General features: G+C 47.7%; 15 protein-coding genes, 1 tRNA gene and 1 other annotated feature. Of the genes, 12 read left to right on the top strand and 4 right to left on the bottom strand.

Translation table 11 applies throughout. The features are described from left to right. The first annotated feature begins 7 nt into the window (after positions 1–7). Genes argJ through argF form a run of 6 tightly spaced genes read left to right on the top strand, consistent with a single transcriptional unit; the run spans position 8 to position 8,109 of the window. On the top strand, positions 8–1,225 hold the full coding sequence (gene argJ, locus ACHWTJ_RS00860; RefSeq protein WP_394678948.1) for a bifunctional glutamate N-acetyltransferase/amino-acid acetyltransferase ArgJ: 1,218 nt from the start codon (positions 8–10) through the stop codon (positions 1,223–1,225). Next, on the top strand, positions 1,222–1,995 hold the full coding sequence (argB, locus tag ACHWTJ_RS00865) for an acetylglutamate kinase (protein ID WP_394678949.1): 774 nt from the start codon (positions 1,222–1,224) through the stop codon (positions 1,993–1,995). The genes argJ and argB overlap by 4 nt, the downstream gene beginning before the upstream one ends. Beyond that, the gene (locus ACHWTJ_RS00870) at positions 1,961–3,106 is read left to right on the top strand and encodes an acetylornithine transaminase (RefSeq protein ID WP_294743609.1); all 1,146 of its coding nucleotides are present in this window, start codon (positions 1,961–1,963) and stop codon (positions 3,104–3,106) included. The genes argB and ACHWTJ_RS00870 overlap by 35 nt, the downstream gene beginning before the upstream one ends. Beyond that, positions 3,103–4,161: a carbamoyl phosphate synthase small subunit gene (locus tag ACHWTJ_RS00875; RefSeq protein ID WP_394678950.1), complete on the top strand. Its 1,059-nt coding sequence runs from the start codon at positions 3,103–3,105 to the stop codon at positions 4,159–4,161. The genes ACHWTJ_RS00870 and ACHWTJ_RS00875 overlap by 4 nt, the downstream gene beginning before the upstream one ends. Then, on the top strand, positions 4,151–7,183 hold the full coding sequence (gene carB, locus ACHWTJ_RS00880) for a carbamoyl-phosphate synthase (glutamine-hydrolyzing) large subunit (protein ID WP_394678951.1): 3,033 nt from the start codon (positions 4,151–4,153) through the stop codon (positions 7,181–7,183). Before ACHWTJ_RS00875 ends, carB begins: the two co-directional genes overlap by 11 nt. Further along, positions 7,180–8,109: an ornithine carbamoyltransferase gene (argF, locus tag ACHWTJ_RS00885; protein WP_394678952.1), complete on the top strand. Its 930-nt coding sequence runs from the start codon at positions 7,180–7,182 to the stop codon at positions 8,107–8,109. The genes carB and argF overlap by 4 nt, the downstream gene beginning before the upstream one ends. 53 nt (positions 8,110–8,162) lie before the next feature. On the opposite strand, the gene ACHWTJ_RS00890 is transcribed toward argF, so the two are convergent. Continuing rightward, positions 8,163–8,972 carry an MBL fold metallo-hydrolase gene (locus ACHWTJ_RS00890; protein ID WP_394678953.1) on the bottom strand — a complete coding sequence of 270 codons (810 nt, stop codon included), beginning with the start codon at positions 8,970–8,972 and terminating at the stop codon, positions 8,163–8,165. Between the two features lie 153 nt (positions 8,973–9,125). Further along, a tRNA-Gly gene (locus ACHWTJ_RS00895) sits at positions 9,126–9,199 on the bottom strand. Between the two features lie 169 nt (positions 9,200–9,368). On the opposite strand from ACHWTJ_RS00895, the gene ACHWTJ_RS00900 reads away from it, so the two are divergent. Then, on the top strand, positions 9,369–9,914 hold the full coding sequence (locus ACHWTJ_RS00900) for a hypothetical protein (protein WP_394678954.1): 546 nt from the start codon (positions 9,369–9,371) through the stop codon (positions 9,912–9,914). Then, complete coding sequence (locus ACHWTJ_RS00905; RefSeq protein WP_023467229.1) at positions 9,911–10,330, top strand: hypothetical protein; 420 nt, start codon at positions 9,911–9,913, stop codon at positions 10,328–10,330. The genes ACHWTJ_RS00900 and ACHWTJ_RS00905 overlap by 4 nt, the downstream gene beginning before the upstream one ends. A gap of 72 nt (positions 10,331–10,402) precedes the next feature. On the opposite strand, the gene ACHWTJ_RS00910 is transcribed toward ACHWTJ_RS00905, so the two are convergent. Together ACHWTJ_RS00910 and ACHWTJ_RS00915 are read right to left on the bottom strand one after the other, a co-directional pair. Continuing rightward, entirely contained in the window at positions 10,403–11,359 is a 957-nt protein-coding gene (locus tag ACHWTJ_RS00910; RefSeq protein ID WP_294743621.1) for an alpha/beta fold hydrolase, read from the bottom strand. A gap of 16 nt (positions 11,360–11,375) precedes the next feature. Further along, positions 11,376–13,055 carry a formate--tetrahydrofolate ligase gene (locus ACHWTJ_RS00915; RefSeq protein ID WP_394678955.1) on the bottom strand — a complete coding sequence of 560 codons (1,680 nt, stop codon included), beginning with the start codon at positions 13,053–13,055 and terminating at the stop codon, positions 11,376–11,378. Between the two features lie 166 nt (positions 13,056–13,221). On the opposite strand from ACHWTJ_RS00915, the gene ACHWTJ_RS00920 reads away from it, so the two are divergent. From ACHWTJ_RS00920 to ACHWTJ_RS00935, 4 genes are all read left to right on the top strand, one after another. Next, positions 13,222–14,109 carry a carbohydrate ABC transporter permease gene (locus tag ACHWTJ_RS00920; protein ID WP_294743625.1) on the top strand — a complete coding sequence of 296 codons (888 nt, stop codon included), beginning with the start codon at positions 13,222–13,224 and terminating at the stop codon, positions 14,107–14,109. Beyond that, on the top strand, positions 14,106–14,993 hold the full coding sequence (locus ACHWTJ_RS00925) for a carbohydrate ABC transporter permease (RefSeq protein ID WP_294743627.1): 888 nt from the start codon (positions 14,106–14,108) through the stop codon (positions 14,991–14,993). Before ACHWTJ_RS00920 ends, ACHWTJ_RS00925 begins: the two co-directional genes overlap by 4 nt. A 144-nt stretch (positions 14,994–15,137) precedes the next feature. Next, positions 15,138–15,385, top strand: a binding site (T-box leader). Between the two features lie 66 nt (positions 15,386–15,451). Next, positions 15,452–16,426 carry an aspartate--ammonia ligase gene (gene asnA, locus ACHWTJ_RS00930; protein ID WP_394678956.1) on the top strand — a complete coding sequence of 325 codons (975 nt, stop codon included), beginning with the start codon at positions 15,452–15,454 and terminating at the stop codon, positions 16,424–16,426. A gap of 169 nt (positions 16,427–16,595) precedes the next feature. Beyond that, positions 16,596–16,817, top strand: coding sequence for a hypothetical protein (locus ACHWTJ_RS00935; protein WP_294743630.1), 222 nt, complete (start codon positions 16,596–16,598; stop codon positions 16,815–16,817).

Raw genomic sequence — 16,817 nt, forward strand, 5'->3', positions numbered from 1 at the left:
AGCGCCTGTGTGGCAAGTACAAGTAGAGACCCCATTGACGATTACGACACCGAAAGGATTTCAAGCATCAGGGGTACATGTGGGACTAAAACGAAAGCGAAAGGATCTTGGTTTGATTTGGTGTGAGGAAGGGGCAAGTGCCGCGGCTGTCTATACGACGAACCAAGTGCAAGCAGCACCGATTACTGTGACGAAGCAAGCACTACAGGCGTCACAAGGACGCATTCATGCCGTCCTCGTCAACAGTGGAAATGCGAATGCCTGCACAGGAGAACTAGGTCTATCACATGCGTACACATCACAACAAGCATTAGCGACACACTTCGGAATCGCTCCTGAACAAGTCGCCATCGCTTCGACTGGGATCATCGGTCAACCGTTAGCGATTGATACGTTACTAGCGGGCATTCCACAGTTGGCTCCAGGGCAGGATGACGCGTCAGCCGATTCGTTTGCGCATGCGATCCTGACGACCGATACCGGTACGAAAACAGTTGGTCAACAATACATGCAAGGAGATATCCAAATTTCGGTCTGTGGCGTGGCGAAAGGGTCAGGGATGATTCATCCGAACATGGCGACGATGCTTGGTTTCTTGACGACCGATGCAACGATTGAACCAGATGTCTTACAGACACTGTTGCGCCGGACGATTCATCGGACGTTCAACTGCATTACCGTAGATGGAGACAGTTCGACAAATGACATGGTCATGATTTTAGCGAGCGGAGCTGCAGGAGGAGCAACGATCGTTGAAGGCACAGACGAAGCATTGGCATTTGAGCAAGCGATTGAAACGGTTTGCCAAGATTTAGCGAAACAGATTGCGCGGGACGGGGAAGGCGCGACAAAGTTGATCGAGGTGACGGTAGCGGGGACAGAAACGGATGAAGTGGCACGAATGATCGCCAAACAAGTCGTCGGGTCGTCACTCGTCAAGACAGCCATCTTTGGGGAAGATGCGAACTGGGGACGAATCATCGCTGCTGTCGGAAGTATCAAAGAGCCGCTCGATGTATCAAACGTTGACATCAAAATCGGTTCGCAGTGGGTGTTGCGACAGAGCATGCCTGTCTTATTCGATGAAGTAGTTGCGTCGCAGGAGTTGGCACAGCAGGACGTCCAAATTCATATCGATTTGCATGACGGTACAGGACAAGGGCACGCTTACGGCTGTGACCTAACGTACGATTACGTCAAAATCAATGCGAGCTACCGGACATGACGAAACGAAAAGTCATCAAACTGGGTGGTAGTGTATGGGAGCAGTTAGATGCGCGGTATTTCGAGGAATGGAAAGCATGGGTCGAAACCGGCAATGAACTATTGATCGTTCATGGGGGTGGTCCACTTCTATCGAGTTACTGCGAACAAGAGGGAATCCAACCTGTATTTCGAGATGGTGTCCGTGTAACGACGGATGGTGTCTTACTTGGGGCAAGACGCATTCTCGCCGGTGAAGTGCAATCCGGGATCGTTCAGCAATTGAATCAGGCAGGAATTTCAGCAGTCGGGATGAGCGGGTTAGACGGTGCGAGCGTCCATGGTAAAAAGGTCAAAGGACTCGGGGAAGTCGGTCAAATCACGCACATTCATCCACGATTGTTCACCGTGTTGAGTACGAATGGTTATGTGCCGGTCGTCACTTCTCTCATCACAGGAGAACAAGGTGTATTGAACAGTAACGGAGACGCGTGCGCCATTGCTGTCGCGAAGGCTTGGTCCGTCGACCGATTTGAATTGTTGACGGATGTCGAGGGTGTAAAAGTAAACGGTGACTATCAATCAGAAATCACGTCTGCAGCCATCGAAGCTGCGATAGCGTCGGGAGAAATCTACGGGGGAATGATTCCAAAGGTCGAAGCGATGATGCAGGCCACTCAGCATGGTATTCCAGAGGTCGTCATTCGATCGGGGAAAAATGTGTTAGCTGCAGGGACACGAATCAAGGAGGAATTACATGAGTGCACTATTACCCACTTATCAACGTACTGATGTGGAATTGGTCAAAGGACAAGGGTCGATCGTAGAAGATGCGACAGGAAAAACGTATCTTGATTTCATCATGGGAATCGCTGTATGCAATACAGGGCATCGTCATCCATATATTCAGCAACGGCTAGAAGAACAATTGAATCAAATTTGGCATACGTCGAATCTGTTTCAAATCGCGGGACAAGAGCGGGTCGCAAAGCGTTTGACGGAAGACAGTCATCTCAGTCATGCCTTCTTTTGTAACAGTGGTGCGGAAGCGAACGAGGCGGCATACAAACTTGTTCGAAAATGGACAGGAAAAACGGAAGTCGTCACGTTCAAACAATCGTTCCATGGTCGGACATTTGCGATGATGGGCGCAACAGGACAGGAGAAAATCAAAGTGGGATACGGGGAGATGGTGAATGGCTTCAAACATCTACCGTTTAACGAGATGGAGAGTCTATCAGCCATTACGGAGGAAACGGCTGCCGTATGGCTCGAAATCATTCAAGGAGAGGGCGGGGTCGTCGTCGCCGACGATGCGTGGCTTGAGGCTCTAATGAAGCAGGCGCAACGTTACGATGTCAAAATCATCGTCGATGAAGTGCAGACTGGCATTGGTCGGACGGGCTCTCGTTTTGCGTTTGAGCAGACGCCACTCGTACCGGATATCATCACTCTTGCGAAAGGGCTTGGAAGTGGCCTCGCGGTCGGTGCGCTACTCGCAACGGAAGAGGCAGCGGAAGTGTTCACGCCGGGATCGCATGGTTCGACCTTTGGTGGGAATCCACTCGCGATGACAGCTGCGGAAGCAACACTTGAACTCTTGTTAAGTGACACTGTCATGGTAGATGTTCAAGGAAAAGGCGAATTTTTGAGACAGCAATTAGAGCAAAAGCTACCTAAATCCATCGTTCGCTCTGTTCGCGGACGTGGCTTGATGATTGGTATCGAGTGTGTAATGCCTGTTGCACCGCTGATTGACGCCTTACGTGAGAATGGTCTTCTCGTCGTATCGGCTGGTCCTCATGTCATTCGCTTATTACCATCGTTGTTCGTGACGGAACAGGAACTCATGCACGCCATCGAAAAAATACAACTCGTTTGTCAACAGGAGGTCATCGTATGAAACAGTCCGGAAAACTAACGCTTGCGAACGGAACGACGTTTACCGGTTCGTGGCACGGAACAGCTCCAGTCAAAGGAGAAGTCGTCTTTTTCACTGGAATGACAGGATATCAGGAAGTCTTGACGGATCCGTCTTATCAGGGGCAAATTCTTGTCTTCACATACCCGTTGATTGGTCAATACGGTATTCAAGCGGAGGCGTCAGAGAGCAACCAGATTCAAGTCGCTGGTGTCATCGTTCAAACATTAGCAGAGGACGGGGAAGGAACATCACTCGCGAGCTGGTTGGGTGAAGCGAATGTGCCGATTTTGTCAGGAGTCGATACGCGTTCTCTTGTGCATCTATTACGGACAGAGGGCGATCAATTTGGAGACATGATGCAAGAGGATATGGCAGTCACTGAGTCAATCGACACAGCATACATCGCTTCCGTATCGACGACTTCAAACATCGAATACGTACCAGAAGTCGAACAGGGACACATTGTTTGTATCGATTACGGCGTAAAACAATCGATGATCGACGCTTTGCTTGAACGCCATATGCGTGTAACGGTCGTGCCATATGATACGACACCGGAACAGATTCAAGCGCTGGTCCCTGATGGTCTACTGTTTTCCAACGGACCTGGTGATCCAACACAACTGGATCCATTTCTTTCAGGAATCCGTGAACTAGCGACGAGCTATCCGACACTTGGTATTTGTATGGGACATCAGGTTCTCGCTCATGCCTTCGGTTGTACCTTATTAAAACAACATCACGGACACCGAGGAGCGAATCATCCTGTACGTCATCTAGCATCCGGACAAGTGTTCATGACGTCTCAGAATCATGGTTATGCTGTTGATGTAAAAAGTATCGAAGCGTCTGAGATGGAACTTGCGTACGAACACATCAATGATGGATCCGTTGAAGGATTGATTCATCCGGTACTACCGATCATGACAGTCCAATTTCACCCAGAAGCGAGTCCAGGACCGACAGAGGCGATGGTCGTCTTCGATCAATTCGTAAATAGCGTATTACATCAGGAGGTAGCATATGTGGGATAAACAGAAAGTACTTGTCATCGGTTCGGGTCCGATCGTCATCGGGCAAGCAGCAGAATTTGATTATTCCGGCACACAAGCCTGTCAGGCGCTTCGAGAAGCGGGATGCGAGGTCATCTTAATGAATTCGAATCCGGCTACTATCATGACGGATCCGAGCACGGCAGATCATGTCTATATTGAGGCGATGACTCTTGAAAAAGCAACGGCCATCATCGAACAAGATCGACCATCCCATCTCCTAGCGACGGTCGGCGGACAAACGGCACTCAATCTTGCGATGTCACTTGAAGAAGCAGGCGTACTTGAACAATATGGTGTCGAACTTCTCGGAACTTCGCTTGAGACGATCCGAGACGGAGAAGATCGTGAACGATTCAAGCAAAAGATGATCGAACTCGCGCAACCGCTTCCGGAAAGTCAAACGATTGAGTCGTTAGCAGAGCTTGAGGAATTCATAGCAGTACACGGGGTGCCACTCGTCATCCGACCAGCCTTTACGCTCGGTGGAACGGGTGGCGGCATCGCGGTGACGAAGGACGAGGCGCGTCTTTTAGCGCAGAACGGCTTACAAGCGAGTCCGATTTCACAGTGTTTGGTTGAAGTGAGTATCGCTGGTTATAAAGAAGTCGAATATGAAGTCATGCGTGATAGTGCAGATACGACGATCATCGTCTGTAACATGGAAAACATCGATCCCGTCGGCGTCCATACCGGGGACTCGGTCGTCTTTGCACCGATTCAGTCGATTTCGGATCGAATGAATCAACAATTGCGGACGGAAGCGCGGAAAATCGTATCGCATCTCGGTGTCATCGGTGGATGCAACATTCAATTCGCAATCCATCCGACGGAAGAACGCTATTTCGTCATTGAAGTCAATCCGCGTGTCAGTCGTTCTTCGGCACTTGCTTCCAAGGCGACGGGATATCCGATCGCAAAATTAGCGACACGTCTTGCGCTCGGTGAGCGACTCGACGATTGCATCAATCCTGTCACGAAGGAAACGATGGCGAGCTTCGAACCAACGATGGATTATATTACGGCAAAAGTGCCGTGTTTCCCATTCGATCTATTTACCGGCAGTAACCGGACGCTTGGAACACAAATGAAGGCGACGGGTGAGAGCATGGCGATGGGGAAGACGCTAGAAGAAGCGTTACAAAAAGCGTGGCGCGGTGCAGGAGTCGAGCAATCACCTCTTTATCCGACATGGATGAAAACAGCGGAAGCGGACGAGCTGTGGAAAGAAGTGATGGCTCCGACGGATCGTCGTTTGCTTGCGATGCTCGCGCTACTCGATCGCAAGGAGACGACCGTCGAAGAACTCGTTGAACAGACGAAAGTACAAGCCTTATTCGTCAAAGTACTTCAACGTCTTGTCGAGCAGAAACAAAAAATCGATTTAACGGATGAAAGTTCTCTAAAGCAAACCAAAATGATGGGCTTCACGGACGAACAGATTGCCCTTCTGACGGGTGTCAGTGCTGAAAAGATCGAGCACTTACGTAAAGAAAAAGGCATCCGTCCTGTCTATCACATGATTGATACATGCGCGGGAGAGTTCAAGAGTACGACGCCTTATTTCTACGGAAACTGGAGTGGTCAAACGGAAGTCACAGCATCGACGAAAAAGAAAGTCGCTGTCATCGGTGCGGGACCCATACGAATCGGTCAAGGAATCGAATTTGATTATTGCTCCGTTCACGCGGTACGTGCATTACAAGCATCCGGTTATGAAACAATCATGATAAACAATAATCCGGAGACCGTCTCGACCGACTTTGAAGTCGCAGATCGACTGTATGTCGAGCCGTTGACACTTGAAGACGTCATGCATGTGCTAGAAGCAGAGGATTGCCAAGACGTCTTAGTCCAGTTCGGAGGACAAACGGGGATTGGGCTGGCGTCTGGTTTAGAGAAAGCCGGTTATCATCTTCTCGGAACAACGGCAGATGTCATCGATCAAATGGAAGACCGTGAGCGGTTCTATCAATTTTTAGATGACATCGGCGTTGATCGGATTCCGGGACAAGAAGTGGCGACAGACGAACAAATGATAGAAGTCGCAACAACGATCGGTTACCCGGTCATGATTCGTCCTTCGTATGTCATCGGAGGAAAGGGAATGCATATCATAAAGGATCAACAGCAGTTAGAAGCTATCGTTTCAGAATTATCATTCCCTGTCCTGATAGATGCCTACCTCCAAGGAAAGGAAATCGAAGTCGATTGCATTACGAATGGCACGACAACATACGTTCCAATTTTGATGGAACAATTGGAACGCGCAGGAGTTCACTCTGGAGATTCGACGATGATTCTGCCACCTGTATCGCTCAGTGTTACCGTTCAGAGCGAAATCGAGCGAATCGCACAGATGATCGGGCAACGAATGGATTATAAAGGAGCGTACAATATCCAATTCGTCTTGCATGACGATCAAGTCTACGTGCTAGAAATCAATCCGCGTGCCTCCCGGACATTACCGATCGTCGCCAAAGTAACGGGTCAACCAATCTTGCAGTGGGCAGTCCAAGCAGCGGTCGGTCAAGCGGTCGTACTACCAACGGAACAGACGAAACTTGATTTCCATGCCGTCAAAACCCCTGTTTTTTCAACGCTAAAATTACAAGGCGTCGATCCGAAAACAGGACCGGTCATGCGTTCGACAGGTGAAACGCTGCAATGGACGACAGACGGACTGGCGCTGGAGCGTTTCATTTTCGACGAGACGACGAAACGACATTTGACGACAAGAGACATCATCGTTGCTGGAGCAGATACAGAGGCTTTCGGAACAGGTGTAGCGTTAGATGAAACGATTGACTGGGCACAATGTGCGATTTTCTATTCGCACGTGACAGAAGAAAAAGCGAGTCGCGAAGCAGCGCTTGCTACCGGGGTACAAGTTCTGACAGAACCCGAACTAGCACATTATCATCTACAAGCGACAGAAAAGTCCCCTTATGCTGTGAAGCCACTTCATACATGGACAGAGCCGATCAAGGAGGAAGTAAAATGAAGACGATGCAACAACTAAAGCATTTCTTGACGATGGCGGAACTGACGCCGGAAGCATTGACGGAGCTATTGATACTCGCAAAAGACATCAAACGACAACCGCTTAAGTATGAAGAAGTATTGAAAAATAAAAAAGTGGCCTTATTGTTTGAAAAGGCATCGACGCGAACACGTCTATCGTTTGAGGCGGGTGTTGTCGAGCTCGGTGGACATCCGATCGTACTAAGTGGAGCAGATATGCAAATCGGGCGGGGGGAGCCGCTCTCAGATACGATTCAAGTCATGAGCCGTTACGTTGATGCCCTGATGATTCGGACGTTCGGTCATGAGATCGTCGATACGCTTGCGGCACATGGTACGATTCCAATCATCAATGGATTGACGGATCTACACCATCCGTGCCAAGTCCTTGCTGACTTGCTGACGATCGAAGAAACATTTGGAACACGATCCGGAAAGATTTTGACATATATCGGGGATGGAAATAACATGGCGCATTCGCTGATGATTGGTGGAGCGCTCAGTGGAATGGAAGTCCGCATCTGTGCGCCGGCGACGTATGCTCCTGATCCACAAGTCGTCCATGAGGCACAAGTCATCGCAAAAGAAACAGGTGGAAACATCATCGTCATGACGGATCCTGAGGAAGCAGCGAGTGGTGCAGATGTCGTGTACACGGATGTCTTCGCGAGTATGGGACAAGAGGAAGAAGCGACGATGCGTCTGCAAGCATTTGAAGGATATCAGGTTAACGCCAATATCATGGATCAAGCAAATGATAAAGCCATTTTCTTACATTGCCTTCCGGCGCACCGCGGGGAGGAAGTCACGGTAGACGTCATCGATGGCAAGCAATCTGTCATCTTCGATCAAGCCGAGAATCGTCTCCATGCACAAAAAGCGTTACTCGTTACATTACTTGGATAATCCTAAAAGACTCGGTCGCCAATTTGACGACCGAGTCTTTTAATTGATGAAAGTTAATCATAATGACGGCGGGCTAATCGTTCCTCGTGTTCTTTTTTGACTTGTCGCTTATTTTTTTCGTGCAGACGTTTCATGAACGGCGTCGTTTGCCAAGATGGTGCCCAGTCGGATTCTTTTCCAGCACGGAGTGCGAGGATATAATCATAGCTCTGATGAAGTCGTTCAATCATCTCCGTTCGGACATCACAAATGTGACCGTGTCCGGGAATCAAGAGTTTGACTTCATATTCATAAATGAACGACTCGAGTAACTCGAGCGTCGTCAAATACTCAGAGGAATCGTGTTCGATCAAGGGAATTTCAACATCGGAAGCATAGTCGCCGCAGACTAACAAGTGGAGTGGCATGACGATGAAGGAAAGATGGGTCGCTTCATGACCGGGTGTCAAAAAGAAGATCAGCTTCGTCTGACCAATCGTCAAAATCGTCTCAGACTCATGAATGACATGTGTCACGTCTGGGAAAAGGACGGGGGAATCGATGTAAAATTCATCATTAAAATCTTGGACGGCTTTTAGCGATTCCTGTCGGTCGACATCGATGAACGGTTTTGAAGCGATGACGATGGCATCCGTAAAGGCATAGGCACCTAAAATATGATCAAAATGAGCATGCGTATAGACGACGTATAATGGTCGTTCACGACGTATGATTTCGACATCTCGACGAATCGTTGCAATTTCATCGGGGAGCCAGCCAGGGTCGACGACGATCAGACAATCAGGCGTCTCGATTAATGTCGACGTCGTTTTCATGAGTGTACTTTGATAAATCGTCACGCCAGGCATTTTCATCTGAATCATACGAATCCTCCTTTACGAATCTCTATCTATATCGTTGTATACCCATAAATTCGTTGAAATCATCAGCAGAAAAAATAAAAAAAGACGACTCGCACGTCGCGAGTCGCCTGCCCTCTAGAGGGAAATGGTCCTAGACCTATGTTATGTCATAATTGGAGCGGGTGAAGAGAATCGAACTCTCGTCATCAGCTTGGAAGGCTGAGGTTTTACCATTAAACTACACCCGCGTATTGGCTACATGAAATATAGTAGCATAGCAAAGAGCGCATTTCCATAACTTTTATGAAAAAAAGCAATTTCTTTTAAGATTCGGTGTACAATAATACTAGTTAATCGTTTCCAATGGTAATCTTGATTTGCAATATGGGTAAAGTTGGGTAGAGGAGAGAGTGTCTGGTGAATGAAGTGCGAGTTTGGAGCGAACAGCCGATGGGAAAAGGATGGGAAGCGATTTGCCACCACCAATTCGATCGTCATCGCTTATTGATAGGAGAGTGGTTCCATAACGTAGGTGTACTTGCTTTTTCCATCAATCAAGATGCGGATTTGCTACCGGATGTCCTTCCAAACACATTCGATCTGCCGCTCGTCTCGGAACGTGTGCAACGCGTCATTGCAGCATACGCGCCTTTTTCTGTACAATGTCTCAAGGTACATCTTGAGACGAAGAACGGAGTGGTTCCGTACTATCTTCTCAATCTCTTATCTGTCAGTCGAATCGAACATCTACATACGACGGATGTATTCCGTCTGGTACCGAGACGACGCGTCTATTTTTTGACAGAGCGACGAATCAGCGATTCGATTTATCCGCATCATCTCATGCGAGATGAACGCACGCATCGCATGTTCGTCTCTGCTCAACTCGCTCGACAATTCGAGCGTATGGCTGTGACGGGTATCCGCTTTGAAGAGATACAACGAATGGAGGAATTCAAATGAAACAGTACACAGTCGATCATTGGATCACGCTAGAATATCCAAAGGTATTCGAATATCAAGAAGAAGAGACATATGTCAGTTTTTATTCGACGGATGAAAATGCAATGGGTACGCTCCAATTGTCCATTTATGAGTCCGATTCAGAAGAATTGACACCGTATGAAGCAGCGGAACAAGAAATCAATCTGTTAGTGGAAGAGTTCGGCATCGAACTAACAGGAGCACTTGAAGTCCGTCGTAATTCAACAAAAGAAGCGTTGCTCGCAGTAGATGGGAAAGAAGAAGATATCTTCTTACGAATCTACGCGTATTCGGATGGGGAACGGTTAGTTTTATTGACGTACTCCGCAGAACGCGAGACGCTTGAAATCGAGGAAATCGAAGCAATGATTTCTTCACTGACTTGGATTCAATGAGAAAAACGATAGATATAAAAAGGCAGCGGATCGCAAGGATTCGCTGCCTTTTTTTGTATCGATCGGTGCGGCTTAAGAAGAATGAGAAGATGAGCGTGTAGTTGCAGGGTTGACTTGTTTATTCAACCAGCTCGCGATATCTGCGAAAACGCGGATACGTTCGAACTCATGGAAGAGTTCGTGGCGTAATCCTTTATAAATCGTCAGTTGTACGGCATCGACACGGACACGGTTGTACATATCGAACAGGTGGTGGATACCTTTTCCGTCGAATGCGACCGCGTCATCGCCACCCGCAATCAACAAGAGCGGTAAATGTCGCGGGTGCTGATAGATGGAGGCAAGTGCGTTGACGAGTTTCGTTGCGTGCAAGAGTTCATGGAAGAACCCGAGTGTGACCGTTTGACCGGATAACGGATCTTCATCATAGCGCATGACGGATTGTGGATCCGAAGAGAGCCAGGCATTTTTCGATAGTGCCGGGAAGAAACGTAGATTATAGCGTCCGAAGACCAGCTGTCCGAAACGTTCAGCAAGATGTGTGGAAGAAAGCTGATTGATTTGGCGTTCGACGAGCTTTTCGCTGATGTTACCGAGTAAACCTGTACTCGTCGGAGGGCCGCTCGCGATGATTCCTGCTACCGTGTGACCGAGTGTTTGACCAATCCGGCGAGCGATCAACGAACCAAAACTGTGACCGAAAATGAATACCGGTAACGTCGGGTAACGTTCTTTGATGTCAGAGACGAGTTCTTCTGCGTCCTGCATCAATTGATTAAAACCTTGATTCGGTTCAAGATGACCGAGTGTCCCGCGCTGTGCTGCTTGAGTTCCGAAACAGCGTAAATCTGCGATGATCGTGTGGTAGTGATGCGCATAGAGGAATTCTGCGAATTCTTCATACCGTGCGCCATGCTCCATCATCCCGTGAAAGACGATCACGACTCCTTTAGGGTCATGTGCTTCGAGACTATGCAATGTCGTAGTATAGCCGTCAGAGGCTATCCAATGTGAATGATCAATCGTCATGTAACTCATCCTCTCATCAAGAAAGTCCGAATACCTGTCCGTCTTCCGAAACGCCCATATGGAAGGCAGCAGGAACTGCGGGTAATCCCGGCATCGTTAATACATTCCCAGTCAATGCAACGATGAATCCTGCACCAATCGATGGACGGATTTCACGGACTGTAATCGTGAAGTCTTCGACACGACCATACCGAGCAGGATCATCTGTTAAAGAAAATGGTGTTTTCGCCATACAAATCGGTAACTCATTCAATCCCATCTCCGTACACCGTTCGAGTTCGCGGAGGGCTTTGTCTTCAAAATGAACGTCGGCTGCACCGTAGACACGTTTTGCGATTCGCTCGATTTTTTGACGAAGCGGCAACTCATCAGGATACAGCGGACGGAACTGGCTTGGTTCCTCAAGTGCCTGCATGACTTCCGCGACGAGTGCTTCACCACCGGCTCCCCCTTTACTGAAGACCTCGCTTTCCGCGACACGAATGTTCCGTTCCTGACACCATGTCAAGATCATGTTCCGTTCGGCTTCCGTATCGGTGAAGAAACGGTTCAAGGCAACGACAGCAGGTACACCAAATAAATTCATCGTCTCGACGTGTTTTTCAAGTAAGGCAAGTCCGTCCGTTAGGGCAGCGAGGTTTTCTTCGCTAAGTTGTGTTTTGTCTACACCACCATGCATCTTCAAGGCACGCACTGTAGCGACGATGACGACGGCATCCGGGTGAAGTCCGCCGATCCGTGATTTGATGTTAAAGAATTTCTCAGCTCCTAAGTCAGCGCCGAATCCCGCTTCCGTGACAACGTAATCACTTAACTTCAATGCGGTTTGTGTAGCAATCAAAGAGTTACAGCCGTGTGCGATGTTCGCGAATGGTCCGCCATGAATCAATGCCGGTGTTCCTTCGACGGTTTGAACGAGGTTCGGACGGAACGCATCTTTTAGAAGCAACGTCGCAGCTCCTGATGCTTGAATATCCTTGACCGTAACCGGCTGTTGATCGTACGTATACGCAACGACAATGCGGCTCAGTCGTCGTTCGAGATCCGTGATCGAATCGGCGAGGCAAAGAACAGCCATGATTTCAGAAGCGACCGTGATATCGAAGCCATCTTGACGCGGTACGCCATGCGCAGGACCGCCGAGACCAATCGTGACTTGGCGTAGGGCACGGTCATTCAAATCAAGGACGCGTTTCCAGACGATACGTCGTGGATCAATACCAAGAATGTTCCCTTGATGCAGGTGATTGTCGAGCAAGGCACTGATCGTATTATGGGCAGAGGTGATTGCATGCATATCACCTGTGAAATGGAGATTGATCTCCTCCATCGGCAACACTTGGCTATATCCACCTCCACACGCACCACCTTTTAATCCCATCGTCGGACCGAGCGAAGGTTCCCGTAAACAGATCATCGTCTTATGCTTTGCACGGTGCAGTGCCTGTCCGAGCCCGACGGTAACGGTTGATTTTCCTTCACCGGCAGCCGTCGGGTTAATGGCGGTGACGAGAATCAATTTACCATCGGATTTCGTTGCCAACCGGTTCAGCAGCCCGTCTGTCAACTTCGCCTTATACTTTCCGTACGTATCAAAATCCTCTTCTTGCAAACCAATCCGATCCGCAATTTCTCGAATGGGACGTAAAACGGTTTGTTGTGCGATTTCTAAGTCAGAACGAATGGTCTTTTCCATGGTATCGACTCCCTCTTTGATTGAATCTCTCTTTTTTCTAATAGTAGCGTATCTAGTACGAACGCGCCAAAGGAAAACGTTCAATATTTTCCACCCAATGGGTCAAATGGTGACGTGTTCAATTGGAAAAGAAAGACGTACTGTAGAGTGGAGGAGGGATGAAACAATGACATCTGGACAAAAGAAGTGGAAACGCGGTCTTGATTTTTGGCTCTTCGTCGGACCGGTCTTTCTTGTATTCGCAGTGATCGTACTTGTACCGTTTTTCAATGGCGTCATGTATTCGTTCACGGATTGGAACGGTGTGACGGGAGAATTGAATTGGATCGGCTTTGATAATTATGTCCGTCTCTTTACGAGTGATGAACAGTTCCAGCAGTCATTTTGGCTGACGACACGTTATACGATCGTTGCCGTCATCTTAACGAATGTCGTCGGTTTCATTTTGGCATTCTTACTGACACAAAATATTCGGACACGTAATTTCTTACGGACGATTTTCTTTATGCCGAACTTGATCGGCGGGCTGATCCTTGGATTCGTCTGGCAGTTCATCTACGTCAAAGGATTCGCATCGATCGGCGAATTGACAGGGTGGAGTCTATTTGAACTTCCGTGGTTGGGAGATGCACGGACAGGGTTCTGGGGGATCGTTATCGTCTCCATTTGGCAAGGTGGCGGTTACATCATGGTCATCTATATCGCAGCTTTGCAGAACGTACCACAAGAGTTGATTGAAGCAGCCAAAATCGATGGTGCCAACCGATTCTCTACGTTACGGAACATCACGTTGCCACTCATCATGCCGTCCGTCACGATTTGTCTCTTCTTGACGATTTCGTGGTCTTTCAAGTTATTTGATACAAACTTATCACTGACGAATGGTGGACCATTCAAATCGACTGAGATGCTTGCCTTGAACATCTATAAAGAGTCCTTTACGAACAATAACTTAGGGCTTGGATCGGCAAAAGCAGTCGTATTCTTCGTGATTGTCGCGGCGATCACCGTCACCCAAGTCTATCTGACGAAAAAACGGGAGGTGGAAGCATGAGTACGGCACAACCGTTACCAACTCCACAAGAGGAGAAACCGAAACGTTCTAAACAGAAAAGAAGTCGCTACTCTTTACGTCTTGGAACAGTGGAACTAGCCGCCTTATTGATGGGACTTCTATACATGATTCCGTTTTATTATGTCATCTCGAATTCATTCAAAACGCGAGGGGACATCTTTACGAATACATCAGGTCTGCCGAAAGAGTGGATGACTTCTAACTATTCAGCAGCGTGGGAAGCAATGAATTTCGGAAAAGTCTTTTTAAATTCCGTCATCATTACTGTCGGCGCAAATGCGATCATTGTCATCTTTTGTTCAATGGCAGCTTGGAAACTCGTCCGGACAAAAACACGATTATCGACGATCATCTTCTTCTTGTTCGTTGCAGCGATGATTATTCCATTCCAATCGATCATGATTCCTTTATCGAAGCTGTCTGGTGATCTTGGATTACAGAATAGTTATTGGGGTTTGATTTTGATGTACCTCGGTTTTGGTTCAGGGCTATCGATCTTCCTGTATCATGGATTCATGAAGTCGATTCCTGAAGAGATCGAAGAGGCGGCAATCATTGATGGTTGTTCACAATGGGGCGTATTTTGGCGCATCGTCTTCCCTTTGCTTAAGCCGATTACAGTGACGATCGTCATCTTGAATACGCTGTGGATTTGGAACGATTTCTTGTTGCCATCACTCATGTTACGAGACGTCGATTTACGGACGATTCCTCTCGCGACGTTCTATTTCTTCGGGCAATATACGAAACAATGGGACTTGGCTCTTGCTGGACTCGTGCTTGGGATTATTCCGTTGCTGTTATTCTTCTTCGCCTTGCAAAAACAGATTATCCAAGGAATTACGAGTGGATCGATCAAATAATTTTTGTAAGCGCGTTCTCGCTTCTGCGAGAACGTTTTTTTATGTTTAGCGCGTCAGATTTATCTGACAACTTTTATTTTTTTTTGAAAAAAAGACTTTTCAAACGCTTGCTACCTGTTGTACGATGTTCTCAATTCAATTGTAACAACGACGTTGAAGGGAAGAGTAACACCTTGTACGACCGTATAGCGAGCTGGGGATGGTGAGAGCCCAGTCGGAAGCAAGATGCGAAGAACCTCCCGGAGTCGCTACCCGAACCCGAATGTCAGTAGGCGTAGCCGGAGTTGCCTGTCCGTTATCATAAGGCCGAAGATGAAGTGATTCGTCTTTTGAGTGAGCAACATCGTTGCTAACATGGGTGGTACCGCGGAACCGAGTCTTTCGTCCCATATTCTTGGGAAAGAAGGGCTCTTTTTTATGGCTTCTTTTTCAAAACACAATTGAGGAGGAACACCACCATGACAACACTCGTATCGATGAAACACACACAGGAAGCTATCACACTTGTAAAGAAACGCTTTGAAGAACGCTTTTCGACAACACTCGGATTGACACGTGTCGAAGCACCATTGTTCGTAGAAAGTACACTCGGTGTCAACGATCATCTTAACGGCGTAGAGCGAATCATTCGCTTCGATGCACTAGACCACACGGCAGACCTTGAAATTGTTCAATCCCTTGCGAAGTGGAAGCGTCAAGCGCTCCATACGTACGGATTTGAAGCAGGAGAAGGATTATACACGTTGATGCATGCGATTCGTCGCGATGAGATGCTGGATGCGACACACTCCATTCACGTCGATCAGTGGGACTGGGAACGGATCATTACGAAAGAACAACGGACGAGTGCTTATTTACAAGAAACGGTACAAGCGATCTATGCAACGATTCGCCAAGTCGAACAAGAAGTCGAAGCGGAGTATGGTATTTCAGCAATCTTACCGGAAACGATTCATTTCATGACAACACAAGAGTTAGAGGATGCGTATCCGACACTTTCGACGAAAGAACGTGAAACAGAAGTCACGAAAGCATATGGTGCTGTTTTCCTCATGCAAATCGGTGGCGCACTGGCTTCAGGTGAGAAGCATGATGGTCGAGCGGCAGACTACGATGATTGGACACTCAACGGTGACATTTTAGTACACCATCCAGAAATCGGAGCATTCGAATTGTCTTCAATGGGTATTCGCGTTGATCGTGAAGCGTTGTTGAAACAGGCGGCGATTGCTCAAGAAGAAGATAAATTGGCATTCCCGTTCCATCAAGGGGTGCTCGAAGAGCGTCTACCGTTAACGATGGGTGGAGGAATCGGTCAATCCCGCATGGCGATGTTCTTATTGAAGAAATGTCACATCGGTGAAGTCCAAGCTTCTGTTTGGTCAGAAGAGACGCGTAAAAGTCTTCAAGCGGAAGGTATCCACTTGCTTTGACATATATATAGTAAGAAAGCGTCAAAACATGACGATTATAAAGCGAAGAACCTACTTTCAAGATGAAAGTAGGTTCTTCTTTTTTGAGTTCGTACGACCTCAGGCGGAGGAAAGGTGTGTCAATTCTTGATAGAATGGGGATAACAATAAATAAGAAAGAGGTGAAAGTATGTCTGCTCTATTAATCGTCGGAATACTCATCCCTGTTTTATTCATAGCGTTCCTTTGGTTTAACATTAAAGGGTTACGAACGATGTGGCGGGATTATAAACAGACTGGTTCAATCGTTGCACTCGGCTTTTTCATTGTCGGAATCATTGGAATCTTCACAGGTGTCTGGACGACTCTAGTCGTCATTATTTATTATCTCCTCCGTCCAGCGAGAGGATGA

Source organism: uncultured Exiguobacterium sp. (assembly GCF_964277885.1).
Lineage (GTDB): Bacteria > Bacillota > Bacilli > Exiguobacteriales > Exiguobacteriaceae > Exiguobacterium_A.